This is a genomic window from Geothrix paludis, from assembly GCF_022808815.1.
Lineage (GTDB): Bacteria > Acidobacteriota > Holophagae > Holophagales > Holophagaceae > Geothrix > Geothrix paludis.
Window position 1 is genome coordinate 148072 of record NZ_JAKZLC010000005.1, and the last position, 25705, is coordinate 173776.

Consider the following 25705-nt stretch of genomic DNA (forward strand, 5'->3'; position numbering starts at 1 on the left):
TCAGCGCCGGACCTCGCGGCCGCCGCCCCGTCCTTCACCGCCGGAAGGCCGGGAGGGCGCCTGGGTGGGGCGGGACTCGGGAGCCGACTCTCGGCGTTCTTCTCGGGGCGGATCGACCCGCGGCGCGGGGCGGGACTCCCGCTCTGCGGGCCGAGGCGAAGGGTCCGGGCGGCGTTCCTCGCGCTCGATCCGAGGCCGGGGTTCCGCGGGGCGCTCCCGGGGGGCGGCCTCCGGGCGGCGGTCCGGGGCGGAAGGGCGGGACTCGTAGCCGCGTTCCCGGGGCTGGGTTTCCCGAGGCTGGGATTCCCGGGGCTGGGGGTCCTGGCGCCGTTCCTCCACGCGGGGCCTGGGTTCCGCAGGGCGTTCCCGCGTGACGGGCTCCTGGCGCCGATCCTCCGTGCGTCCGCGGGGGTCCGCACCGCGCTCCCTGGGAGCGGGATCAGCCTTGCGGTCCTGGGTGGCGGGCAGCTCGCGCGCCCGGTCCCTCGGCCGATCCTCGAAGCCCCGTTCGCGGGGGGAGGCGGCGGGGCGATCGGCGCCCTGCTGGACCCTCCGGCCGCGGTCCTCGAAGGGCACGCGGGTTACGGCCGCTCCCGGAGCCCCGGGGGCGCCAGCGGTACCAGCGGTGCCCGGTCGGGCCCCGGCCGCGGCGGGGGGCAGCTCCCGGCGGATGATGGTCCGGCCGGTGGTGGCCTGGGCCTGGCGCTCATAAGCCGCGAGGCGCTGGCGGTTCACGTCGCGCTGGAAGACTGGCTGGATCTGGGCCGGGTTGCGGAACTCGGTCGGAGACACCACCAGCGGGGACCGCTGCCAGGGCGCCCGGAGGTCCCGGCCGCCACCGGTCCAGGTGGTACCGCCGGTGGGGCCGTTGAATGTCCGGAGGACGTTGGCGTCGGAGTAGATGCGCCCGCGGACGTTCACGACATTGATGTAGTTCACGGACACCACGTTCCAGGCGTAGCCGCCGCCCCAGGCGCCATAGCCCCAGTGGCAGGGGGTGTTGTAGTAGCCCAGGGGCGCCCAGCCGTAGTAGCCCGGCGTGTAGTTCCAGGCGACCCAGGCGGGACTGTAGTAGATGCCGGGGATCCAGAACCAGCCCACGCCGAGGCTCCAGTGCCAGCGGCCGTGGTGGTAGGCCACGTAGGCCCAGGGCTCGTCGGAAACCCAGGTCATGCCGCCGGAGTAGGGCGCCCAGCGGCCATCGTAGTAGGGCCGCCAGTCCTCGGCCACGCCGGCCGGCTGCCAGACCCAGCCGAACTCGTCGGAGTGGACCCAGCGGCCGTGGTCGTCCAGCTCGTCGGCGTAGTAGCGGATCTCCGGGGGCACCCGGTCCCAGCTCTCGCCGCGCCGGATGACCACGGCCCGCTCGCTCCAGCGGTCGAAGTCGTCGCCGTCATAAGTGTTGAAGTCGCGGATGCGGTCCAGGCGGTCCTGGGGGCTGTACACGGTCAGGCGCTCGCCGGCGGCGATCCGGTTCTCGTCCCGCTCGTTGGCGAAGGAGACGCGGCCGCTGTGGACCTTGAGCCGCACCACGTTGTCACGCTCGGCCTCGATGGTGAAGGAGCCGCTGTCGAAGCAGGTGGCCGTGCCAGAAGGCGTGTCCACCCGGAAGCGCGCATCGGACTGGCCGCCCAGCAGCACGCGCATCCGGCCGTAGTCCAGGCGCAGCAACACCTGCTTCTCACCCTTCTGATTGGTGAAGAGGGCCGCAACGGTGAACCGGGTGGCGCCTCCGAAGGCGATGCGGGTGCCATCGCCCAGTTGCAGAACGCCACGACCGCGGCTTTCCACGACATCGCCCTCTCCGACGGGCGTGCCGCGGCTCAGGGTCTCGTCCACGTCACCCTTGCGGATGTGGACTTCGCCTTCCAGGGCCCGGACCATGGCATAGCGTTCAGGAGCCTCGCCCTGGTAGGTTTCATCGTCCACCGGATTCTGATTGGCGGCCTGCGGAGCGGCGCTGAGGAGGGCGGCAGGAAGCAACAGGGCCGCGGCGTAACGGGAATGGGTGAAGGACGCGTTCATGGGACCTCCGCTGGATTGGATGCCGACTCCCATAGGGTCGGTTCCGGGGGCTACTGAGCCAGGGGCGTGCCAGTTTTGAAAGCCCGACTCTTTTCAGGTTTTCAATCCTTGGGGAAGGGAGCCAGGGCCGTGCCCAGCTTGGGAGCTTCGGCATGGGGTCCCAGGGCCGCCAGCCTCGGCAGCAGGCCCATCCAGGGGATGGACCACTGGCGCGGGGCGCCCTTCTCCACGTCCCCGGCGGCCACCTCGAGGCGATCCGGGAGGAACCGGATCCGCAGGTCGCGCCCCGGCGGCAGGGGCAGATGGACGACCCGGGCCGTGGCGGGATGCACCACGGTCAGGAAGCCTTCGCCGTCCTCCAGCACCCAGAGCAGGCCCCGCAGGAAGGGGCGGAAGTCATCGGCGGCCCAGCGGAGCCCGCCCAGCCCCTGGGTTAGCGGGGAATCCGTGGGAAAGCCCCAGACGCCCCAGGCCGAGGCGAGCGGCACGCCGCCATCCCGCCAGGCCCGCAGGGGTCGCCCGGGCAGCCCCGCCTGTAGGAGGATCAGGCCCCGGGCGTCGCTGACCCGCAGGGTGCCGTCCCCGCTCAGGTGAACGGTCATGGGTCCCTGCGAGGCCGCGGGAACGCCCGGTACATCCGCCGGCGGTGCCCAGGGTTCCGCCTGCCAGGCAAGGGGGGAGGCCTGCTCCCAGGGCAGGCGCGGGTGGCTCTGCGCTCCCAGGGCGGCGGCGGGAGGAAGCTGAGGGGTGGCGGCGGCCAGTGCCGCGCCGGTCAGGAAGAGGGCGCCCAGCCGCACAGGGCCTCCAGGTTACGGGTGGTCAGTTCAGCCAGCTTCAGGGAGGAGATCCCGCGCAGGCCGGCCACGGCCTCGGCGGTGAAGCGCACGAAGCCCGGTTCATTCGGCTTGCCCCGGTAGGGGACCGGCGCCAGGAAGGGCGCGTCCGTCTCCACCAGGATGCGGTCCGCCGGGGCCCAGGCCGCCACGTCCCGCACCGCCTCGGCCTTCCTGAACGTGGCGATGCCCGAGAAGCTCAGGTAGAAGCCCAGGTCCAGGGCCTTCGCGGCGAAGGGCCGGTCCTCGCTGAAACAGTGGATGATGCCCCGCACGGCGTCGGCGCCCTCCTCTTCCAGGATCCTCAGCGTGGCCTCGGGAGCCGAACGGGTGTGGATCATGAGGGGCTTCCGAAGCGCCTTCGCCAGGCGGATCTGGGCGCGGAACACCGCCTCCTGCTCGTCCCTGGGGCTCAGGTCGTAATGCCAGTCCAGGCCCGTCTCGCCCACAAAGCGCACGGCGGGGTCGGCCGCCAGGGCCGCCAGGGCCGGTTCCGTATCCTGAGACCACGTCTTGGCCTCGTGGGGATGCACGCCCAGGCTGGCCTGGACGCCTGGAAGGCGCCGCGCGAGGTCGAGCACCGCGCGGGAATCCTCCAAATCGGTGCCAACGGCGATGAAGCCGGTTACCCCCTCCGCACGTGCCCGGGCCAGGGTGGCCTCCACCTGGCCCTCGGCCAGGTGGGTTCCCGTGAGATGGCAGTGGGCGTCCACAAGCATGCTTTCATAGTCCCATGCCATCCAAGAATCACGTTGCGCGCTTCCGCGCCGATGACTCTCTTGGCCTCGGTTTCATGCGCTCAACACCCCTCGTATTCATCGCCTGGCTCTGGCTGGGACTGGTCGGAGCCATCCTGCCCCTGGCGGGACAGCAGCCCGCGTTCCGGCGTTTCGGGCTGCGGGATGGCCTGCCGCAGAGCCAGGTGACGGCGCTGATCGAGGACCAGCACGGATTCCTGTGGGTGGGCACCAACACCGGTGGCGTCGCCCGGCTGGGCGCCTCGGGCTTCCGGACCTTCGCGGCGCCGCAGGGACTCAAGGCCCTGTTCATCTACGCCCTCATGGAATCCCCCTCCGGAAGCATCTGGGTGGGCAGCCAGGAAGGGGTCTCCGAGATCCGCGGCGACACGGTCCTGAACTACGGCCTCCCCGAAGGAGAAGGCGTCTTCGAGGGTCTGGCCCTCGGCCTGGATGACCGGGATCGCGTCCTGGTGGGCAACCGCCAGGGGCTGTTCCGGCTGGAGGAGGGGAAGTTCCTTCCGGTCCAGCTGCCGGCGCCCTGGCCCGGTGGACCGATCCGGCGCCTGGCCCGGGACCACGCCAAGGGCATCTGGATCCTCGGCAAGGACGGCGCCGTGGCCCGCTGGGACCCGCAGGGCCTCCGCATGTATTCCCTGTCCCCCAAGCATCCAGGCGGCCGGGTCCGCGACCTCCAGGTGGATGTCCGCGGACAGGCCTGGGTGCTGCTCGACGGCGCGCTGCTCCGCATGGACCGGGGCCGGTGGGTGAACGAGCCGCTGACCGGTCTTCCCCGCGTTCCCCGCATGGTCAGCCTCCGGTTCAATGCCCAGGGCGAGGGGTTCCAGATCTCCCTGGGCGGCGATGGCGTGATGGTGCGGGAACCCGATGGGCGCACCCGCATCCTCACCTCCGACACCGGCCTTCCCCGGGACCGGATCTTCGTCGCCATGCGCGACCACCGAGGCGTGCTCTGGGTCGGTTCCGACGGCGACGGGCTGGCGGCCCAGGCGCTGCCGGAGCTGCTGACCCTCGACAGCTCCAGCGTGATCCTGGGCAAGGATCTGGCCGCGGTCTCGGGCATCCTCGAGCTCGATCCCCAGAGGTACCTCCTCGCCGCCAGCACCGGCGTCTACCTGGTCGAGGATGGCCGCAACATCACCGCCCACTGGACCCAGCGCGACGGCCTCCCCGCCACGGAGACATGGGGCATGCTCGCCGATGGCGCCGGCGGTGCCTGGGTGGGCACGGATCGCGGCCTCGCCCGCTGGAGGAACGGCCGGGTGTCGCCCGCGGGCCCGGCGCAGATGTCCAAGGCGGCGGTGCTGACCCTGGTGAAGAACGGCTCCGGCATCCTGGCGGGCACCGACCAGGGCCTGTTCGAGCTGGATGGCCAGGGGCGCCTGCTGGCCCACCACCGCCTGCCCCCCGAGGCCGGCAACGAGACCGTCTCGAACATCCTGCGGTACCAGGGCCGCCTCCTGCTGGCCACGGGCTACGGGCTGTGGGAACTGGCCGGTGGAAAGCTCCAGCGGGCCTTCCCCGACGCGCCCTTCGCCAGTTCCACCGTCACGGCCATGGCCATCGATTCCCGGGGACGGCTCTGGATCGGGACCATGAAGGGCCTCCATCTGTGGCGGGACGACCTGTGGACGAGCTTCGGGCTCAACGAGGGCCTGCCGGACGAGGGGATCAATTTCATCGCCGACGTGGGACGCGGGCACATGGCCTTCGGCCACAACAAGGGCGTGACCCTGCTGGAGGGTCGGAACCTCCACCACCTGAGCCGCAGCCAGGGCCTGATCTCCGAGGAGACCAACCACGACGGCTTCCTGCTGGATTCCAAGGGCCGCCTGTGGATCGGCATGATCGGGGGCGTCTGCATCCTGCAGGACGCCCTGGCGTTCCACAACACGCCCCTGCGGCCCCCCACCCTTCTCGACGTGCGGTGGCCCGGGGGTTCCCAGGCGCTTCCGGACGAAGCGACCGTCCCCCCGCGCCCGGATTATCTGGACCTCAGCTTCGACACCGGCGACCCGCTGGTGCCCTCCCAGCTCCACTACCAGGCCTGCCTCCAGGGCGTGGACGACGGCTGGCAGCCCGTGAACCAGGGCCTCACGCTCCAGTACCGGAACCTCCGGGCGGGCCACTACGAGTTCTACCTGCGCGCCTCCAGCGATGGCGTGACCTGGGCCGAGGCGGCGCCGGTCTCCATCGAAGTCCGTCCCGCCTGGTACGAGCGCTGGCTGATGCGGGGGCTGATCGCCCTGGCCCTGATCGGCCTGCTCGCCTGGGTGCTCTGGTGGCGCGGCCACAGCCTCGCCATGCGCTCCCGCGAGCTCGAGGAGACCATCGAGAACCGGACTCTCATGCTGGACCGGCAGAACCGCGCCCTGGAGCACGCCCACCAGCAGATCAAGCGCAGCCTCGAAAGCCGGCTGAAGCTGCTGGACATGGTCACGCACGACCTCCGCTCGCCCCTCACCACCATCCTCCTCACCCTGGACCGCCTGCGCGAGCTGATCCCCCGCGCCAACCTGAACCTGCTCGACGTGATGGAGCGGGAGGCGAACCGCATCGAGACGCTCCTGCGGAACCTCCTGGACCAGAGCCGCTCCGAGGCGTTGCTGCAGAGCCTCAAGCTGGTGCCCACGGTCCCCTCCGAGGTCACCGAGGGCTTCGAGGATGTGCTGCGCCTGAAGGCCGAGGCCAGGGGCCTCACCTTCCACCTCGAGGTCTCCCCGGACGCCGGGCGGGCGCACATCCTCGCCGATACGGCCACCCTCCACCAGATCCTGCTGAACCTCTTCGAGAACGCCCTCAAGTTCACCCCGGCGGGGGGCGCGGTGGGCGTCAGGTCCTCAGTGGACTGGGAGGCCCGGATCTGGCGCCTCGAGGTCTGGGACACCGGGCGCGGGCTGGATGTCTCGAAGGTCGAGGAGCTGCTCATGCCCTTCCGCCAGACCCAGGCCGGCGACGCCGCCCATGGATGGGGGCTCGGCCTCTTCATCTGCCGGAGCCTCATCGACGCGCACCGGGGCGAGATGAAGATCGACAGCGAGCCCGGCCGGGGCGCCCGCTTCATGGTGGAGCTCCCGCTGCAGGAATCCTGACCCTGTGACCGAGGGCATAAACCCCAGGCACGTCGGGGCCGTTCCGCGCATCCTGGGTGGACCCGGAGACTTTGTGCCCCCCTCTTTCCCCATGCCGATGAACAGCCAGCCCCCCCGGATGCTCAGGCTGAAGGACGGCCTCAAGGATGGCCTGGGCCGGGCCATCACCTACCTGCGGATCTCAGTGACCGAGCAGTGCAACCTGGCCTGCGTCTACTGCAAGCCGAGGACCGGAGCCCAGGAGCGCGCCGAACCCCCGGCCATGAGCCGGAACGAGCTGGTGCAGATCGCCCAGGTCTTCACCAGCCTGGGCATCCGCAAGGTGCGCCTCACGGGCGGCGAGCCCCTGATGCGCCGGGATCTGGAGACCATCGTCGCGGGCATCAGCCCGGAGGTGGAGGGCCGGGTGCACCTCACCACCAACGGCATCCACCTGGCCCGCCGGGCCCGGGGCCTGCGGGACGCCGGCCTGTGCGGCGTGAACGTAAGCCTGGACGCCGCGGAGCGCGGCTCCTTCGAGCGCCTCACCCGCAAGGATGGCCTGTCCCGCGTGCTGGCCGGGATCGAGGCCGCCCGGTCCGCGGGCCTCAAGACCAAGCTGAACGCGGTGGTCCTGAAGGGCTGGAACGAAGACCAGATCGCCCCCCTCGCCCGGCTGGCCCAGGCGGAGGGCATCCAGGTGCGCTTCATCGAGTTCATGCCCTACCAGGGCAATGGCTGGGGGCGGGACCAGTTCATGCCCGCCGGCGAGATCCTGCAAGCCGTCCAGGAAGGCCTCGGGACCTCCCTGGAGGAAGAGCCGGTGGTGGGCCTGGAGGAAGGCCCTGCGCGGATCTTCAAGCTGGCGGGGAGCGAAGGCAAGGTCGGCGTCATCTCGACCCTCAGCGCGGACTTCTGCGACCGCTGCAACCGCGTGCGGCTCACCAGCCGCGGCGAGCTGAAGGCCTGCCTCTTCGGGAACAGGCCCGTGGATCTCCTGGAACCCCTGCGGAACCACGCCTCGCACGAGGATCTCGCGCGGCTCGTCCGCCAGGCCCTCACCGAGAAGCTGGATTGCCACCCCATGCGCCGCGGGGAGGCCCCGGTCCTCTCGAGCGGCATGTGGCAGGTGGGTGGATGAGGTCCACGCGCGCCGGCCTGCTGCTCCTGAGCGGCGGCCAGGGCCGCAGGATGGGCGAGGCCAAGCACGCCCTGGCCCACCCGGCCGGCGGCTCCTGGGGGGCGCGCCTCGTCCAGGTCTTCGAAGCCGTGTTCCCCGGGGCGCCCATCCAGGTGCTGGGGGAGCCTTTGCCCGACCGCCCGGACCTGGCGGTGGTGGAGGATCGCCGCGAGGGTCCGGCCGCGGCCCTCCGGGCCTGGGCCGCGGGGGAGGCGCCTGCCGCCCGCCGCTGGTGGGTGCTGGCCTGCGACCAGGTGCGCTGGACACCGGAGCGCCTGGAGGACTGGATCCGCCGCGCCGAGGCCGCTGACCCCCGGGCCCTCCAATGGGTGATGGCGCGCCACCGCGGCCACCTCCAGCCCCTGGGCGGCTGGGTCGCCAGCGCGCTCCGCCCGGCCATCGCCGCCGCGACGTCCCGCTCGCTCATTGCCCTGGCGGAGTCCCTCCCGCACCTGGTCCTGCCCGCCGAGGGCCCCGAGTGGCTGGACGTGGACACGCCGGAAGAGCGGCGCGCCTTCGAGGATGAGAGCTAAGACTAGGGCTAAGGCTAGGGGCTGGTGACCGCGAAAACGCTCAGCCCAGGCGCTTGCGCACCAGGCGCTCCACGGGCACGCCGCCCTTGAGGTGGCTCTCGATGATCTCGGGCACCTCGGCGGGCGTGACGTGGGCGTACCAGATGCCGTCCGGATACACGAGCACCGCCGGGCCGATGGCGCAGAAGCCCACGGAGCCGCAGTGGATGCACTGCACCTCGCCTTCCCGGTTGCCCTTGTAGAACAGCAGGTTCTCCTCAATCAGGTGGGCCTTGAAAGCCTCCAGGACCGCCTCGGAACCATTGGCCGTACAGCTCTTGCCGGTACAGACCAGCACCTGCCGCTTCAATGCGGGCCCCATCACCGGGGTCACGGCGGCGTCCTGCTCGGGGGTGGGGAGGGGACGGGATGCATCCATGGGGGCCTCGCAACCCTCAAGATAACAGTCCATTCCAGCTTCAATGGCCAGGTTCCAGATCCATGCCAATCGAAGGTTTCGAATCAAATTACTTAGTGGTTATTTAATTATTGGTGACCATAGTCACGTACGACTTGACCTCGTTAATCACCCGTTCATCCTCTATTCAGCGGCGCTCCCATCCGCGCCCGTAGCAAGCTCCCACAGGATCCCCGGGATCCGGTGCCTTCGGCCTGCCTGGCCAGGCGCCATCCCTTCCTCACCCACTCCAGAAAGGACGTGCTCCATGCGGAACACCCTGAAGCTCCTCGCCGTGTTCGCGGCGCTCACGGTGCCCCTCGCCGCTCAGGGCGGCAGCGACACCAAGGGCAAATTCTTCTTCAAGAAGACCTGCAAGTCCTGCCACACCCCCGGCAGCGCCGCCAAGGAGATCACCCCCCTCTCCAAGACCCAGGCCCAGTGGAAGGCCTACTTCGCCGCCGGCAAGCACAAGAAGGGCGCCGAGAAGATCGACTCCGTCGTGAAGCCCGAGCAGGTCAAGGACATCCAGACCTTCCTCGTGAACCACGCCTCGGATTCCCCCCAGCCCGAAACCTGCGGCGGCTGATCCCCGTCCATCCAGCGTTCCTCAGACCCCTACCTCTCAACCCCCCACCCCGGAGACACACACCATGAACTCCAGAATCGCGCTCGCCCTGGTCGCCATGCTGGCGCCCGCGGCCCTCAGCGCCCAGTCCGCCCAGGACCTGCAGAAGCAGATCGAGCAGTTGAAGGTCCAGTTGAAGGCCGTCGAAGAGAAGGCCGCCGCCGCCCAGGAAGTGGACACCCGCCTGACCAAGGTCGAGACCAAGGTCGCCGGCGACAACATCCAGTGGGGCGGAGAACTCCGCACCCGCTTCGACAGCACGCAGCAGCACTTCAAGCCCTACACCCAGTTCATGGGGTTCATGCAGAACACCCCCAGCGCCTCCAATCCGTACCCCTTCGCGCCCATCGCCCAGCCGGTGGGTGCGCAGGATTGGACCAACTCCGTCCAGTGGTCCACCCGACTCCGCCTGAACATGGGCATCACCATCAACGAGAACGCCAAGATCATGGGCCGCCTCGTGATGTACAAGGTCCATGGCGGCGCCGACGTGCCCACCTTCAACGGCACGCCCAACACCATCGCCACGTCCTTCACCACCGGCCAGACGCCCGCTACGGACGCGCTGCGGGTGGAGCGGGCCAGCCTGGTCTACCACTTCAACTCGGTCGCCAGCATCCTGTCCATCGGTCGTCAGAACACCTCCGATGGCCCGCCGTTCGAAGTCCGCGAGGGCGGCGAGCGTCAGGCCACCCCGCAGGCCCTGGCCGTGAACGCCACCATCGACGGCATCGGTTGGAAGTTCCAGCTCGAAAAGATCGGCTTCCCTGAAGGCACCCTGCTGGGATTCTGCTACGGCGTGGGCTACGAGAGCGGGTTCGGCGGCGGCGGCAACGTCAAGTCCAACCAGACCATCGTGGGCATGAACTTCACCAACTTCAACGGGACGAACCCCTCGGCCATCACGCCGGTGGTGGGCAACATCGGGCCTCTGAAGGACACCACGGTGCTGGGCGCCATGTTCGACATGCCCCTGCTCTTCCAGATCGGGGACTCGGTCCAGAGCGCGAACCTGTACCTGGGCTACAACCGCATGGGCAACATGACCGACATCCCCTTCGGGAACACCATCAACTTCCCGATCCCCGGCCAGACGCCTTCGACCCAGTACGTCACCGCCACGGCCAACCTCGGCGACATGGATCAGTTCACGGCCACCTGGAAGCACAAGATCGGTGACACCTTCACCTACTTCGTGAGCGGCGGATATCTCAAGAGCCACCCGAACGGCCAGGTTTCGCAGTACGGCGCCTACTGGACCATGCCGGCCTCCATGGGCGGCAACACCGTGCAGCTGTCCGGCTTCGGCGGCCTGATGGGCGACCCGGTCAACAGCCAGACCGCCACGGCCTATTACGCCGGCGTGCGCTATGACCCCACCCCGACCTTCGGCGTGGGCGTGGAGTTCAACCACGGCTCCCCGCGCTGGTGGACCTACACCCCCGCCACCGGCGAGTACACCGACAAGCTCGGCGCCCGCGGCGACGTGTGGGAAGGCTACATCCAGTGGCGGTTCGCCCACAACGCCGCCCTCCGCCTGGGCTACATCGACTACAAGTACACCACTGCGATGAGCGGCTGGCAGATCGGCCCCTCCGTGCAGCCCGGCCAGGACTGGGTGTCCGCCATGAACCTGGGCAACAACCCCATGCTCCAGTACGCCTACCCGGAGACGGTCAAGAACCTCTACGCCTCCATCGAAGTGCATTTCTAGCACCTGAACCACCCGGGCCGGGGAGGCGACTCCCCGGCCCTTCCTCCACCACCCTTCCTCGCATCACCAGGGAGACCACGATGGGAACGATTCGCATGGATCGCCGGCTGTTCCTGAAAAGCGCGGGCGCCACCGCGGGGGCCGTCGCCGCCACACAGGTGGGATGCCTCAGATACTTCAAGAAGGGGCGCAGCTCCGCCGCAGAAACGAAGGAGATCCCGACGACCTGCGAACTGTGCCCGAACAAGTGTTCGGCCATCGCCGTGGTCGAGGGCGGCTTCGTCAAGAAGCTGAACCCCAACCCCGAGAACCCCAAATCCCGTGACATGCTGTGCGCGCGCGGCAATGCGGCCATCAAGCAGGTCTACGACCCCGACCGCATCAAGCAGCCCATGATCCGCGTGGGCGCCCGCGGCGAGGGCAAGTGGAAGCCCGTGAGCTGGGACGAGGCCTTCGACTTCGCGGCCAAGAAGCTGTCCGAGGTGAAGGACAAGTACGGCCCGCAGGGCACCCTCTGGTCCTCCACCGAGGGCTTCCAGGAGGTCTTCTTCAAGAACCTGGGCCTGGCCTTCGGCTCTCCCAACCTCGTGCGCCACCCGACGCTGTGCCTCGCCTCGGTGAACCTGGCCTACAGCGCCACTTTCGGCACTGTCCCCAGCTTCGACCTGCTGAACAGCAAGTTCGTCATCATGTCCGGCGCCAACCGCTTCGAGAGCATCATCACGCCCGACACCATGGACCTCATCGGCGGGGTGATGGAGCGCAAGGCCAAGCTGGTCTACCTCGATCCCCGCTTCACCGTGACGGCCGCCAAGGCCGACGAGTGGTACCCCATCAAGCCCGGCAGCGACCTCGCCTTCATCCTGGCCATGATCCACGTGATCATCAAGGAGGGCCGCCACAGCAAGGACTTCGTCGCCACCTACACCACCGGCTTCGACCAGCTCGCCGAGCACGTGAAGCAGTACACGCCGGAGTGGGCTGAGAAGGAGACGGAGATCCCCGCCGCGGACATCGTCCGCATCGCCCGCGAGTTCGCCGATGCCGGCGCCCGGGCCCTCTACTACGCGGGCCGCCGGTCCTCGTGGTACCAGAACGACTTCCAGATGCGCCGCGCCCAGGCCATCCTCAACGCCATCGTGGGCAACTGGGACCAGATGGGCGGCATGGTGCCCAACGCCAAGCTGCCGAAGGGCGAGTTCTTGTTCATGCCCTGGGACGAGCCCAAGGCCCCCCGGGTAGACGAGATCGAGACCGCCTTCCCCCTCGCCGCCAAGGGCGACGGTGTCTACCTCAAGCTCCGCGAGAACGTGCTCAGCGGGAAGCCTTACCCCGTGAAGGGCTGGATGGTCTACAAGCAGGACCCCATGAACTCCCTGCCCGACCAGGCCAAGACGATGAAGATGATCGACCAGATGGACTTCATCGGCGTCATCGACGTCCAGATGAGCGACATGGCCTGGTATGCGGACGTGGTCTTCCCCGAGAGCGCCTACCTGGAGCGCACGGACCCCGTGGAGGTGATGCCGGGCATCTGGCCCGCCGTGGTCTTCCGGCAGCAGGTGGTGAAGCCCATCCACGACACCAAGCCGAACCTGGAGATCGTCCAGGGTATCGCCAAGCGCCTGGGCCTCAGCGACTACTTCGACTACACCATCGACCAGTGGGTCGAGGCGGAGTTCAAGGACCTGCCCATCCCCATGGCCGCCGAGCACATGAAGAAGCACGGTGTCTGGGCCGCCAGCGGCCAGCCCAGCTATGGGAAGACCCTGAACTCGGACCACCGCTTCGTCACCAAGACCGGCAAGATCGAGCTCTTCTCGGAGCGCCTCCAGGAGGCCGGCCACGACCCGCTGCCCGTCTACACGGCACAGCCCCAGCCCCGGAACGACCAGTTCCGGCTCATCCTGGGCCGCGTGGGCTACTTCACCCACGCCAACCAGTCCAACAACGTCTGGCTGCACGAGTTCGTGAAGGAGAACGACCTCTGGATCAACCCGAAGCCGGCGGAACGCCTGGGCATCCGGGACGGGGCCTACGTGAACGTCAGTAGCAGCGTGGGCAGCGTGAAGCTCAAGGCCCGCGTCACCGAGGAGATCCGCCCGGACTGCGTGTTCATGCTCCACGGCTTCGGCAAGAAGTCGAAGATGCAGAGCCTCGTCTACAACGTGGGCGCCAGCGATGCCGTGATCCTCGAAACCGCCTGGGACAAGGTCTCCGGGAACGCGGCCTTCCACGAAACCTTCGTCAAAGTCGCGAACGCGTAGGAGCGAGCCATGGCCATCAAGAAGAAGCGCTACGCCCTGGTCATCGACTCCAGGAAATGCATCAACTGCAAGGCCTGCGTCGTCGCCTGCAAGGCCGAAAACAAGGTCCCCGTGGGGAACTTCCGGAACCGCATCAACGAGGAGCGGAAGGGCGAGTACCCCAAGCTGAGCATCAACTTCGAGCCCGAGCAGTGCCATCACTGCGCGGATCCCTCCTGCGTCCGCGTGTGCCCCACCGGGGCCTCCTGGCAGCGCAAGGACGGCATCGTCCTCGTGAACTACGACGAATGCATCGGCTGCCGCTACTGCATGGTCGCCTGCCCCTACGACGCCCGCTACTTCAACGAGGAGGAGGGCGTGGTGGACAAGTGCACCTTCTGCAGCCACCGCGTGGACAAGGGCGACATCCCGGCCTGCGTCGAGACCTGCCCCTCCAAGGTGCGCGTCTTCGGCGACCTGGAGGATCCCACCGCCCGGATCCACGAGCTGCTCTCCACGCGACGCTATCGCGTGAAGGAACCCCAGACGGGCAACGGCCCCCAACTCTATTACCTGCTCTAGGAGGAAGCCATGCACGAGTTCAATTGGGGTCTCCTCATTGTCGTCTACCTGTTCCTGGGTGGCCTTTCCGCGGGGCTCTTCTTCGCCGCGGGCCTGGCGAACTACCTGACCGTCGACGACAAGCCCGTCTACGCCAAGGTCGCCCGCATGGGCGCCCTGCTGGCCCCCTGGCCCGTGGCCATCGGCTCCGGCTTGCTCATCCTCGACCTGGGGAACTGGTACCGCTTCTACAAGCTGTTCCTGCACTTCCGCTGGCAGAGCCCGATGTCCATCGGCTCCTACCTGCTGACCATCTTCACCCTCATCGCCTTCGTCTACCTCTTCGCCTGGCTTAAGGAGGATGAGCGCAAGTGGATCTTCAGCAAGATCCCCGCGACCTGGAAGCAGGTGCACCGCCTGAACGTGGACATCTCCTCCTGGCGCGAGAAGATCGCTATGGTGGGCTTCCCCTTCTCCATCGGCGTGGGCATCTACACCGGCGTACTGCTGGGAGCCGTCTCGGCCCGGCCGTTCTGGAACACCAACCTGGTGGCCCAGATGTTCCTGTTCTCCGCCCTCTCCAGCGGCTCCGCGGCCCTGCTGCTCGCCATGCTGCTGGACCGGAAGAACCCCGTCGAGAAGCACGAGACCAAGTTCCTGGTGACCCTGGACGTGGTGTTCATCTCCCTGGAGCTGTTCATCATCCTGCCCTACATCATCCACGGGCAGCTCTCCTCCCAGGCCGTGAAGGACGCCCTGACCCTCATCCTGGGCGGCCCCTACACCGTGGTCTTCTGGGTGTTCTTCCTCTTCCTGGGTCTGTTGGTGCCCCTGGCCATCGAGGTCTACGAGCTCTTCCCCAGCATCTTCAAGGGCCGCGAGTTCCACGGCAGCCGCCGCATGGCCCTGACCGCCGCGGGCCTCGTGCTCTTCGGAGGCTTCCTGCTCCGGTACATCTTCGTCTACGCTGGCCAAGTGAGCAGCTTCCATCGGATGGGGCTGCTGCGCTGAGGCACGGCTACTGCGTTCAAAGCAACTGATCACCACCAAGCCGCCAAGACACCAAGAACTGCCATTACCTTCGTCCTTCTTGGTGCCTTGGTGTCTTGGTGGTAAATCTTTCTACCCGCTGATTCTGCGTGCTTCAGGAGGAACCTCGACATGTCGCTCGCGCTCCTGGCGGACCTCGCCCAGATCCTCGCCGAAGCCTTCCTGGAGCCCGACGCCGACCTCAAGGAGGGACTGCAGCAGCTGCTGGACGGCTGCGCCAGCCCCTCCCTGGCCTCGCCCCTGGGCCGGATGGCGTCTTCCGTCCTCTCCGCCCAGGACCAGCCCGTGGAATACGCCCGGCTCTTCCTCCACGCCAAGGACACGGATACGGTCCACCTCTTCGAGTCCGTCCAGGCCCGGGGCCACCACATGGCCCCCGAGGTGCTGGAGCCCCTCAAGGCCATCTATGACGAGGCCGACATCAGCCTCCAGGAGGATCTCGGCATCCCACCCGACCACCTGGGCCTGGAGCTTTCCTGCCTCAGCTACCTCCTGGCCCAGGTGATCGAAGGCGACCTGGCGGAGCGCGACCGGTACGTGGAACTGGCCCAGCGCCTGATTCAGGAGCACCTGCGCCCCTTCACGGCGGTGGTGGCCGAGCAGCTGCCCCAGGTGCAGGCCCATCCGTACTACCTGGCCGCTTCGGAATTGGCCGCGGCCCTGCTGCCTGAAACCGGGAAGGCACTGGCGGAAATCTAGGCAACCCCCTGCTGGACAAAGGCTTGCCCCGCGTCCAGCATGGAGCCATGACTGTCCCCACGACCATCCTCCTGGTGGATGACGAGCCGGGCATCCGGCGGTCCCTGGGCGAAGCCCTCAAGGACGAGGGCTACCACGTGGTGAAGGCCGAGCGGGGCGAGCAGGCCATCGACCTGCTCCACAACCCGGATGGCGAGGGCATCCAGCTCATGCTGCTCGATGTCTGGCTGCCGGGCCAGGACGGCCTGGAGACCCTGAAGCAGGCCAAGCAGATCCGCCCCGACCTGCCCGTGGTAATGATCTCCGGCCACGCCAGCATCGACACGGCCCTCCAGGCCACCAAGCTGGGCGCCTTCGACTTCCTCGAGAAGCCCATCGACCTGGACCGCCTCCTGCTGGTGACCGGCAATGCCCTGCGGCAGTCCCGGCTGGAGCAGGAGAACCAGCGGCTGCATGCCGCGGTCGAGGGCGGGCGCTTCTTCCTGGCGGACAGCCCCGCCATGAAGCGCCTCATGGCCGACGTGGCCCTGGTGGCGCCCACGGAGGGCCGCGTGCTGCTCACGGGCGAGAACGGCAGCGGCAAGGAGGAGGTGGCCCGCCTCATCCACCAGCAGAGCGCCCGCAAAGAGGCCCCCTTCGTGGAGGTGAACTGCGCGGCCATCCCCGAGGAGCTCATCGAGAGCGAGCTGTTCGGCCACCAGAAGGGCGCCTTCACGGGCGCCGTCCGTGACCAGAAGGGCAAGTTTCGCGAGGCCGACGGCGGCACGCTGTTCCTCGACGAGGTCGGCGACATGTCGCTCAAGACCCAGGCCAAGGTCCTGCGCGCCCTCCAGGAGGGCCGCGTGGAGCCCGTGGGCGGCGGCGGCGCCGTGGGCGTGGATGTGCGCGTCATCGCCGCCACCAACAAGGACCTGGCCGGTGAGATCACCAAGGGCCGCTTCCGCGAGGACCTCTACTTCCGGCTGGCCGTGGTGCCCCTGCGCATCCCGCCCCTGCGCGAGCGCCCCGAGGACATCCTGCCGCTGGCGGAAGCCTTCATCAGCCGCATCGGCCGCCAGTATGGGCGCCCGCCCCGGCACCTGGGCCCCGAGGCCAAGGACACCCTGCTGCGCCACGACTGGCCCGGCAACGTCCGCGAGCTGAAGAACCTCATGGAGCGCGCCGTCATCCTGGGCCGCGGCGCCGAGATCGGCCCCCGCGACCTGGGTGCCCTGGCCGCCCGGCATCTGGCCGAGACCGATCCCTTCTCCTTCCCCGAGTTCCCCAGCCTCAGGGAGGCCCGCGACTGGTTCGAGGCCCAGTACCTGCAGCGGGAGATGAAGCTCCAGAGCGGCAACATGACCCGCGTGGCCGAGCGCGTGGGCGTGGATCGCTCCAACCTGTACAAGCGCCTCAAGGCCCTGGGCATCGAGCCCAGGGAGAGCTAGGCAGGGTCCCGATGGCGGACAAGAAGTGGTTCAAGATCGGTGAAGCCGCCCTACTCATCGGCGTCGGCCCCAAGGACCTGCGCTACTGGGAAGACGTCATCCCCGACATCAAGCCCCGCCGCAGCAAGGGCAACCTCCGCTACTACCACGTGGACGAGCTGCCCCGCCTGAGGCGCATCAAGGCCTGGCTGGCCGAAGGCCTCACCGTGGCTGACTGCGCCGAGTTGCTGGCCCACGGCCACCTCGTGCAGCGCCTCGACCTCGGCCTCGACGCAGAGGAGCTTCCCGCAGCCCCCGCCGTGAGGCCCAAGCCCACCATCCCCCGGCTTCTGCGGACCAGCTCCGACCTCCAGCCCATCCTCAAGTCCGTGCGCGCCCTGCACGAACGGCTGTCCCATCCAGTCAAACCTTGACCTGAGGCCCCACCCGGTCTAGAGTCAATGATTCACGGCGCGTGGCGCAGCCTGGTAGCGCACTACCTTGGGGTGGTAGGGGTCGGAGGTTCGAATCCTCTCGCGCCGACCAAAACACCAGAGGGGCCCTCGAAAGAGGGCCCTTCTGGTGTTTTGTCCCGTCGGGGCGCGTGGGTTCGAACCTCCGAGTGGGATCGTGGAGGCGCCACTAGATGTGGCGCCGGAGCGAGACCGGCGACTGGCGCAGCCAGGCGCAGTTCGAATCCCGCCCCGATGGGTCGATCCCAACAACGGAGCACGGCCCACCTCCGTGTGGGACCGCCCGAGGCGTGCCTTGATGGCACGCCGAAGCGGGACCGGCGACTGGCGCAGCCAGGCGCAGTTCGAATCTCGCCCCGATGGGTCGATCTCAAATACGGAGCAAGGCCCACCTCCGAGTGGGATCGCGGAGACAGCCCGTGCGCACGCCGGAGCGGGTCCGCCGCAGCCAGACGCAGTTCGAATCCAACTGGGGATATCCTGGGGACCGGTATGGAACCCAAAACCTCAGACACGCGCACATCGCTGCTCCAGGCTGCCCTGGTGTGCTTCGCCGACCACGGATTCGACGGCACGAGCATGCGGATGATCGCGGAGAAGGCGGGCCGGCCCCTTTCGCTCCTTTCCCATCACTTCGGGAACAAGGAGGGGCTGTACCTGGAGGTGTTCAAGCACATCTTCGAAACCTCCGCGCCGCAGCTCCCGAATCCCGCGCTGTCCTCGGGCCTGGAGCAGCGGGACCCGCAGGCGGCCATCCGCCTGCTGCGGGAGCAGATCCACTTCATGTATCAGCAGGCGGCTCCGGATGCGGTCGCGGCCAGGCCTCTCCAGGACCATCGGGCCCGCCTCTGGCTGCGGGAGTTCCGCTCCCCCCGAGCCAGCCTCCGTCCGCTCATCCAGCAGTACCTGGGCCCCGCCACCAACCTGATCCGAGACTGCATCCAGGTGCTCCGCCCCGAGCTGAACGCCGCGCAGGTGGCCTTCCTCGGCGCCACGATCATGGGCCAGGTGGCCGGCCACGGGACGATGTCGGGCCTCAACAAGGTGCTGTGGGGCGAGTACCCACCCTTCGGCAGCCACTTCCAGGAGGCGGAGCTGCTGGTGGATTTCTGTCTGCACGGCCTGGGGACCAGCCTCACGATCTCCCGCGAAGGGTGATGAAGCGCCGCACCCGGCGTCCGGGGTGCCATCCGCGCTTTCCTGGACAGGCCGTGTCGACCTTCGCCATACCGAGGCTGTTCCGGTTCCGATGGAAAGCGGATCTCCGGCCAGCCACGCAGGCTGGCTGGCTGGTAGGTAGAGGTAGTTCAGGCCATCATTCGATTTAGCAGTACGATTGATCAACATTCATTATTGCATTTATCAATACCATGCAATTTTATTTTAATTTACAAATATATTTATTTATTGAATTGAACGTTTTTAAAAATCGGACTTGCCAAAATTGATCAATCGGTTGATTCTATTGGTCGGTCGAACGACTAAGGGTAAATGCCGCATGTGCCCCTCCGATGCCACCCCATCCCCCGACACCCGCGATGCCCTGATCGAGGCGGCCCTGGCCTGCTTCGCCAAGTACGGCTACGAAGCCACCTCCATCCGGCTCGTGGCCTCCATGGCCGGAAAGAACTCCTCGCTCATCTCCTACTACTTCAAGAGCAAGGAGGGCCTGTACCGGGAGGTCTTCCGCTATGTGCTGGCCCACTTCGCCGCCAAGACGGGCGACGGGGGGCCCCAGGACGCGGATCCAGCCACGGTGGACCCCCGGGATGGGCGGGCACGGCTCCGCGCCCACATCCAGAGGGTCCTCCACGACGTGGACGCCCACTTCGACACCTCGGATCCGCTGCGGGAACCGGCCTGCCGCCTGTGGATGAACGAGCTGCAGGCCCCCCGGCACGAGGTCAAGGACCTCCTCCAGGCGCGCATGGAGCCCTACGTCCGCGAAGCCCGGGCCTGCCTCCGCGCCATCCGCCCCGACCTGTCCCCCGAGGAGATCGACTTCTGGGGCATCGCCCTCCATGGCAGCTGCATCCACCAGACGCTGATGCACGAGATCAAGCACCTGGCCTGGACGTCGGCCGACCCCTCGCTGACCCTCGAGGTCATGGCCGACCGCCTGGCTGATTTCACTTATCACGGCCTCCGTCAGCGTTGATACTGACGATCCGCCGTTCCTGATTCCCCCTCAGGCAACCAGATTTTTCTCAGCCCTTCCTGGAGCACTCCCATGCAGACTCCCTATCGAGGTGGAATGATCGTCGTCGCCGGCGCCCTGGTGGCAGGTGCGCTGACCATCGGTTGCGGCAAGAAGGAGCAGGCGAAGGCCACGCCCGAGGTCTCCGTGGTGACCCTGCAGCCGGAAAAGGTCGCGATCACCTCCGAGCTGCCGGGACGGACGTCCGCGTTCCTCGTGGCCGAGGTCCATCCCCAGGTGAACGGCATCGTCCAGCAGCGGCTCTTCACCGAGGGGGCCGACGTGAAGCAGGGCGACGTGCTCTACCAGATCGACCCGAGGCCCTACCAGGCCGCCTACGACACGGCCGCCGCCGCACTCGCCCGGGCCGAGGCCAACCTGCCCGCCATCCGGAAGCGCGCCGAGCGGTTCAAGGAACTGCTCGCGGTCCACGCCGTGGGCCAGCAGGACTACGATGACGCCTCCGCCGCCCTCAAGCAGTCCGAGGCCGAGGTCCAGTCCCTGAAGGCCGGCGTCGAGTCCGCCCGCATCAACCTCGGCTACACCCGCATCACCGCGCCGATCTCCGGGCGCACGGGCAAGTCCAGCGTGACGCCCGGCGCCCTGGCCGCGGCCTACCAGGGCGCGGCCTTCACCACCATCCAGCAGCTGGACCAGGTCTACGTGGATTCGCCCCAGTCCAGCGCCATCCTGCTCGGCATCCAGCGGAACCTGGCCGCCAACCGCATCAAGGGCAGCGCGGATTCCGCCCGCGTGAAGCTGCTGCTGGAGGACGGCACGCCCTATCCCCAGACGGGGATCCTGAAGTTCTCGGACGTGACCGTGGATCCCAGCACGGGCTCCCAGCTCCTGCGCATGGTCTTCCCGAACCCCCGCCATGTCCTGCTGCCGGGCATGTACGTGCGCGCCATCGTCGAGGAGGGCGTGGCCGAGCAGGCCATCCTGGTGCCCCAGCAGGGCGTCACCCGCGATCCCAAGGGGAACGCCATCGCCATGGTGGTGAACCCGTCCAACAAGATCGAACAGCGGACCCTCAAGGTGGACCGCGCCATCGGCCCGAAGTGGCTGGTCCTTGAAGGACTCGCCGCCGGGGACCGCGTGGTCGTGGAAGGCCTGCAGAAGATCCGCCCGGGCAGCGCCGTGAAGGTCGTGCCCGCGTCGACCTCCACATCGGCCACCGCCCCCGCGGCTGGCAAGTAAGAGGAGCCGTCCATGGTCAATTTCTTCATCGACCGGCCGATCTTCGCCTGGGTGGTGGCCATCGTCATGATGCTGGCGGGCCTCCTGGCCATCAAGACCTTGCCCATCTCCCAGTACCCGCCCGTGGCTCCGCCCTCCATCTCCGTGGATGCCTTCTATCCCGGCGCCTCCGCGAAGACCGTGGAGAACACCGTCACCCAGATCATCGAGCAGAAGATGACGGGCCTGGACCGCCTGCTCTACATGTCCGCCTCCAGCGACTCGGCGGGCCACGGCAGCGTCACGCTCACCTTCCAGCCCGGCACCGATCCCGATGCCGCCTGGGCCAAGGTCCAGAACAAGCTGGAGCTGGCCAAGCCCCTGATGCCCCAGGTCGTGCAGCAGATGGGCATCGCGGTCACGAAATCCACCAAGAACATCTTCATGATCCTGTCCATCACCTCGACGGACGGCAGCATGAACGCCGAGGACCTGCGCGACTACCTGGCCTCGAACGTGGAGAACGTCATCAGCCGCGTGGAGGGCGTCGGCGAGGTGCTGTCCTTCGGCACCCAGTACGCCATGCGCATCTGGCTGAACCCCGACAAGATGGTGGGCTACCACATCGCCCCCGACGACATCCGGCAGGCCGTGAAGGCCTACAACGCCCAGATCTCCGCCGGCCAGGCGGGCGGCCTGCCGGCCGTCAAGGGCCAGCGCCTGAACGTGACCGTGAACGTGCAGGAGCTCCTCCAGACGCCCGAGCAGTTCGCGGCCATCCCCCTGCGCATCAACCCCGACGGCTCCACCATCCGCCTGCGGGACGTGGCCCGCACCGAGCTGGGCACCGAATCCTACGAGAGCGACACGCGGCTCGACGGCCAGCCCGCCGCCGGCATGCTCATCCGCCTGGCCTCGGGCGCCAACGCGCTGGACACCTCGAAGCTCATCAAGGCCAAGCTCAACGAGCTCTCCCCCTATTTCCCGCCGGGCGTGAAAGTCGACTACCCCTACGAGACGACCCCCTTCGTGTCCGTGGCCATCAACGAAGTGGTGAAGACCCTCATCGAGGCCGTGATCCTCGTCTTCCTGGTGATGCTGCTCTTCCTGGGGAACTTCCGCGCCACCTTGATCCCCACCATCGCGGTCCCCGTGGTGCTCCTGGGCACCTTCGCCATCCTCCAGTACGTGGGCATGTCCATCAACATGCTCACGATGTTCGCCATGGTGCTGGCCATCGGCCTCCTGGTGGACGACGCCATCGTCGTCGTCGAGAACGTCGAGCGCATCATGCACGAGGAGGGCCTGTCTCCCCTGGCGGCCACCCGGAAGTCCATGGGCCAGATCACCAGCGCCCTGGTGGGCATCGGCCTAGTACTGTCCGCCGTGTTCGGCCCCATGGCCTTCTTCGGCGGGTCCACGGGCATCATCTTCCGCCAGTTCTCCTTCACCCTCATCACCGCCATGATGCTGTCTGTGGTGGTGGCCCTGGTCCTCACGCCCTCCCTCTGCGTCACCTTCCTCAAGCCCGTCGAGAAGGGCCACGAGGCCGCCGAAAAGGGGTGGAAGGTCACCCGGCCCTTCTTCCTGTGGTTCGACCGGGTCTACTACCAGCTCAACCACATCTTCGTGGGCCAGCTGGAGCGGGTGCTCTCCAAATGGGGCCGCTACGTCGTCATCTACGGCGTGATCGTGGCCGGCATGGGCGTGCTGTTCCTGCGCCTGCCCACCGCCTTCCTGCCGGAGGAGGACCAGGGCATCATCATGACCCTCGTCCAGCTTCCCGCCGGATCCACGCTGGAGCAGACCCAGAAGGTCATGTCCGAGGTCCAGCACTACTTCCAGGACGACGAGAAGGAGGCGGTGGCCTCCTGCCTGACCGTGGGCGGGTTCAGCGTGGCCGGCCGCGGCCAGAACAATGGCATGGCCTTCGTCAAGCTCAAGGACTGGCACCTCCGGGACCGCTCCGAGCTGAAGGCGGAGGCCGTCATCCGCCGGGCCATGCGCACCTTCTCCTCGCGCCGGGACTCCATGGTCTTCGCCGTGGCCCCCCCCGCCATCCTGGAGCTCGGCAACGCCACGGGCTTCGACTTCCAGTTGCAGGATCGCGCGGGCGTCGGCCACGCCAAGCTCATGGAGGCCCGCAACCAGCTGCTGGGCCTGACGGCCCAGGATCCCAACCTCAAGGCCGTGCGCCCCAATGGGCTGGACGACCAGCCCGAGTACAACGTCAAGCTCAACCAGGACCGGGCCGGCGCGCTGGGTGTCCCCCTGCCGGTCATCAGCGATACCCTCGCCAGCGCCTGGGGCGGTTCCTACGTGAACGACTTCATCAACCGCGGCCGGGTCAAGCGCGTCTACATGCAGGCCGACGCGCCCTTCCGCATGCAGCTGGAGGACCTGAACAAGCTCTACGTCAGGAACACCGCCGGTGCGATGGTGCCGTTCTCGGCCTTCTCCGCCGGGGAATGGAGCTACGGATCCCCCAACCTCCAGCGCTACAACAGCTTCCCGTCCGTGAACATCCAGGGTGAGCCCGCCGCGGGCAAGAGCACCGGCGACGCCATGCTGGCCATGGAATCGCTCGCCAAGAAGCTCCCCGCCGGCATCGGCTTCGAATGGACGGGCCTCTCCTACCAGGAGCGCCAGGCCGGCGCCCAGGCCCCCGCCCTCTACGCGGTCTCGATCCTGGTGATCTTCCTGTGCCTCGCGGCCCTCTACGAGAGCTGGACGATCCCCTTCTCGATCCTGCTGATCCTGCCCCTGGGCATCTTCGGCGCCGTCCTGGCCACCTGGTCCCGCGGCATGTCCAGCGATGTCTATTTCCAGATCGGCCTGCTGACCACGCTGGGCCTCACCGCCAAGAACGCCATCCTCATCGTGCAGTTCGCCGAGGAGCAGATCGCCCAGGGCGCCGGTCTCCTCGAGGCGGCCATGGAAGCCTCCCGCCTGCGGCTCCGGCCCATCCTGATGACCTCCCTGGCCTTCACCTTCGGCGTGCTGCCCATGGCCCTCACCCGGGGCGCCGGCGCGGCGGCCCAGAACGCCATCGGAACCGGCGTGGTGGGCGGCATGCTGTCGGCCACCTTCATCGCCATCTTCTACATCCCCCTGTCCTTCGTCCTGGTGAGCCAGCTGTTCAGGAAGAAGGCCCAGGAGCCCGCCCCGGCGCAGGCCGCGGTTTCCGAGGAGGGACAGCCATGATGTCGCCCAAAGCCTGGTCCATGCTTCCCCTCGCCCTGGCCATGACCGGGTGCGTCTCCATGGCCCCGCGCTACCGGACGCCGGAGCCGCCCGTGCCGAAGGCCTGGCCGGAGGGCCCCGCCTACAAGGGCGCCACCTCGTCAGGCCAGCCGGCCGCGGACCTCCCCTGGCAGGCCTTCTTCGCGGATGAGCGGCTGCGGAAGGTGCTCGACCTCGCCCTGCGCAACAACCGGGACCTCCGGATCGCGGCCCTGAACACCGAGAAGGCGCGGGCCTACTACCGGATCCAGCGGGCCGAGCTGTTTCCCACGGTCAACGCGGTCGGCTACGGGAACCGCCAGCGGCTGCCCGCCAGTGTCTCGGGCACCGGCCAGCGGATCGTGGCCGAGCAGTACGCCGCCAACGTGGGCATCAGCGCCTGGGAGCTGGATTTCTTCGGGCGCGTCCGGAGCCTGAAGAACCGGGCCCTGGAGCAGTACCTCGCCACGGAGCAGGCCCGCAACAGCGCCCAGGTCTCCCTGCTGGCGGAAGTGGCCAACGTGTACCTCGCCCTCGCGGCGGATCGCGAGAGCCTGAAGCTCGCCCAGGAGACCCTCGCGAACCAGGAGGCGGCCTACCGGCTCGTCCGCCGGCAGTTCGACGTGGGCGTCGTCTCCGAGATCGACTCGTACCGCGCCCAGGTGAGTGTGGAGACCGCGCGGGGCGACATGGCCCGGTACACCCGCACCGTGGCCATGGACCAGAACGCCCTGCAGCTTTTGGTGGGCTCGTCGGTGCCCGCGGAATGGCTGCCCGACGCGCTGGGCAGCGTGACCGCCCTGGCCGACGTCGCCCCTGACCTACCCTCCGAGGTGCTGGCCCGCCGGCCCGACATCCTCATGGCCGAGAACCAGCTCAAGGCCGCCAACGCCAACATCGGCGCGGCCCGGGCGGCCTTCTTCCCCCGGATCTCGCTCACCACGAACGTCGGCACCATGGACCGCCAGCTCTCCGGGCTGTTCCAGTCCGGCTCCGATGCCTGGACCTTCTCGCCCCAGATCGTCCTCCCGATCTTCGACACGGGCGCGCGGCGGGCCAACCTCAAGGCGGCGAACGCCGACCGCGACATCGCCCTGGCCCAGTACGAGAAGGCCATCCAGGTGGCGTTCCGGGAAGTGGCCGACGCCCTGGCCCAGCGGGGCACCCTCGACGACCAGCTGGCGGCCCAGGAATCGCTCACACAGGCCCTGGAGGGCACCTACCGCCTCGCCCAGGCCCGCTACACCGCGGGCATCGACGGCTACCTGGGGGTCCTGGACGCCCAGCGGTCCTACTACGCCGCGCAGCGGGGCCTCATCGCCCTCCGGCAAGCCAAGTACGGCAACCTCGTCAGCCTCTACAAGGTCCTGGGCGGCGGCTGGGACCGCCCCGGCCGGCCCGCGCCCGCAAAGGCTCCCGCGACGCCAGGCTCCTGAAGCGCTCGCCTCAAGCCCAAGGCCCCCACGAACCCGACCGGGAACCGTGGGGGCCTTG

At 68.1% G+C, this 25705-nt stretch carries 20 protein-coding genes and 1 tRNA gene; 17 read left to right on the plus strand and 4 right to left on the minus strand.

Features of this window, described 5'->3' with window-relative positions:
• The 3 genes from MLE64_RS13300 to MLE64_RS13310 form a co-directional block, all read right to left on the minus strand.
• Positions 1-2025 carry a DUF6600 domain-containing protein gene (locus tag MLE64_RS13300; RefSeq protein ID WP_243318342.1) on the minus strand — a complete coding sequence of 675 codons (2025 nt, stop codon included), beginning with the start codon at positions 2023-2025 and terminating at the stop codon, positions 1-3.
• A 101-nt stretch (positions 2026-2126) separates the two neighbouring features.
• Positions 2127-2822: a hypothetical protein gene (locus MLE64_RS13305; RefSeq protein WP_243318343.1), complete on the minus strand. Its 696-nt coding sequence runs from the start codon at positions 2820-2822 to the stop codon at positions 2127-2129.
• Entirely contained in the window at positions 2798-3577 is a 780-nt protein-coding gene (locus MLE64_RS13310; protein WP_243318344.1) for a TatD family hydrolase, read from the minus strand. The genes MLE64_RS13305 and MLE64_RS13310 overlap by 25 nt, the downstream gene beginning before the upstream one ends.
• A gap of 74 nt (positions 3578-3651) precedes the next feature.
• Here MLE64_RS13310 and MLE64_RS13315 point away from each other — a divergent pair, with 74 nt between their 5' ends.
• The 3 genes from MLE64_RS13315 (at position 3652) to MLE64_RS13325 (ending at position 8400) form a co-directional block, all read left to right on the plus strand.
• Positions 3652-6708: a sensor histidine kinase gene (locus MLE64_RS13315; protein WP_243318345.1), complete on the plus strand. Its 3057-nt coding sequence runs from the start codon at positions 3652-3654 to the stop codon at positions 6706-6708.
• 73 nt (positions 6709-6781) lie between these two features.
• Positions 6782-7828, plus strand: coding sequence for a GTP 3',8-cyclase MoaA (gene moaA / locus MLE64_RS13320; RefSeq protein WP_243318346.1), 1047 nt, complete (start codon positions 6782-6784; stop codon positions 7826-7828).
• Positions 7825-8400, plus strand: coding sequence for an NTP transferase domain-containing protein (locus MLE64_RS13325; protein WP_243318347.1), 576 nt, complete (start codon positions 7825-7827; stop codon positions 8398-8400). The genes moaA and MLE64_RS13325 overlap by 4 nt, the downstream gene beginning before the upstream one ends.
• 40 nt (positions 8401-8440) lie before the next feature.
• Here the strand turns inward: MLE64_RS13325 and MLE64_RS13330 are convergent, their stop codons facing one another.
• Positions 8441-8818: a (2Fe-2S) ferredoxin domain-containing protein gene (locus MLE64_RS13330; RefSeq protein WP_243318348.1), complete on the minus strand. Its 378-nt coding sequence runs from the start codon at positions 8816-8818 to the stop codon at positions 8441-8443.
• 286 nt (positions 8819-9104) lie between these two features.
• Between MLE64_RS13330 and MLE64_RS13335 the strand changes: the two genes are divergently transcribed.
• The 14 genes from MLE64_RS13335 to adeC all read left to right on the plus strand — a co-directional run bounded on the left by MLE64_RS13335 (position 9105) and on the right by adeC (position 25647).
• On the plus strand, positions 9105-9425 hold the full coding sequence (locus MLE64_RS13335) for a c-type cytochrome (protein ID WP_243318349.1): 321 nt from the start codon (positions 9105-9107) through the stop codon (positions 9423-9425).
• 64 nt (positions 9426-9489) lie between these two features.
• Positions 9490-11178: a DUF3373 family protein gene (locus tag MLE64_RS13340; RefSeq protein ID WP_243318350.1), complete on the plus strand. Its 1689-nt coding sequence runs from the start codon at positions 9490-9492 to the stop codon at positions 11176-11178.
• Positions 11179-11258: 80 nt separating this feature from the next.
• Positions 11259-13445, plus strand: coding sequence for a molybdopterin-dependent oxidoreductase (locus MLE64_RS13345; protein ID WP_243318351.1), 2187 nt, complete (start codon positions 11259-11261; stop codon positions 13443-13445).
• Between the two features lie 9 nt (positions 13446-13454).
• Positions 13455-14006 carry a 4Fe-4S dicluster domain-containing protein gene (locus MLE64_RS13350; protein WP_243286571.1) on the plus strand — a complete coding sequence of 184 codons (552 nt, stop codon included), beginning with the start codon at positions 13455-13457 and terminating at the stop codon, positions 14004-14006.
• A gap of 9 nt (positions 14007-14015) precedes the next feature.
• On the plus strand, positions 14016-14996 hold the full coding sequence (nrfD, locus tag MLE64_RS13355) for an NrfD/PsrC family molybdoenzyme membrane anchor subunit (RefSeq protein WP_243318352.1): 981 nt from the start codon (positions 14016-14018) through the stop codon (positions 14994-14996).
• 150 nt (positions 14997-15146) lie between these two features.
• Positions 15147-15734, plus strand: a complete 588-nt coding sequence (locus tag MLE64_RS13360) for a molecular chaperone TorD family protein (RefSeq protein ID WP_243318354.1) — start codon at positions 15147-15149, stop codon at positions 15732-15734.
• Positions 15735-15781: 47 nt separating this feature from the next.
• Positions 15782-17161, plus strand: a complete 1380-nt coding sequence (locus tag MLE64_RS13365) for a sigma-54-dependent transcriptional regulator (protein WP_243318356.1) — start codon at positions 15782-15784, stop codon at positions 17159-17161.
• An 11-nt stretch (positions 17162-17172) separates the two neighbouring features.
• Positions 17173-17574: a MerR family transcriptional regulator gene (locus tag MLE64_RS13370; protein WP_243318358.1), complete on the plus strand. Its 402-nt coding sequence runs from the start codon at positions 17173-17175 to the stop codon at positions 17572-17574.
• A 35-nt stretch (positions 17575-17609) separates the two neighbouring features.
• Positions 17610-17686: transfer RNA gene (locus MLE64_RS13375), tRNA-Pro, on the plus strand.
• 419 nt (positions 17687-18105) lie between these two features.
• Positions 18106-18771 carry a TetR/AcrR family transcriptional regulator gene (locus tag MLE64_RS13380; RefSeq protein ID WP_243318360.1) on the plus strand — a complete coding sequence of 222 codons (666 nt, stop codon included), beginning with the start codon at positions 18106-18108 and terminating at the stop codon, positions 18769-18771.
• Positions 18772-19111: 340 nt separating this feature from the next.
• A complete protein-coding gene (locus MLE64_RS13385) occupies positions 19112-19771 on the plus strand; it encodes a TetR/AcrR family transcriptional regulator (protein WP_243318362.1) in 660 nt (219 codons plus the stop codon).
• Positions 19772-19843: 72 nt separating this feature from the next.
• Complete coding sequence (locus MLE64_RS13390) at positions 19844-21010, plus strand: efflux RND transporter periplasmic adaptor subunit (protein ID WP_480031560.1); 1167 nt, start codon at positions 19844-19846, stop codon at positions 21008-21010.
• Between the two features lie 12 nt (positions 21011-21022).
• Entirely contained in the window at positions 21023-24193 is a 3171-nt protein-coding gene (locus tag MLE64_RS13395) for an efflux RND transporter permease subunit (RefSeq protein ID WP_243318367.1), read from the plus strand.
• Positions 24190-25647 (plus strand): AdeC/AdeK/OprM family multidrug efflux complex outer membrane factor, encoded by a 1458-nt coding sequence (adeC, locus tag MLE64_RS13400; protein WP_279343101.1) that lies wholly within the window; start codon positions 24190-24192, stop codon positions 25645-25647. The genes MLE64_RS13395 and adeC overlap by 4 nt, the downstream gene beginning before the upstream one ends.
• Positions 25648-25705 lie beyond the last annotated feature (58 nt).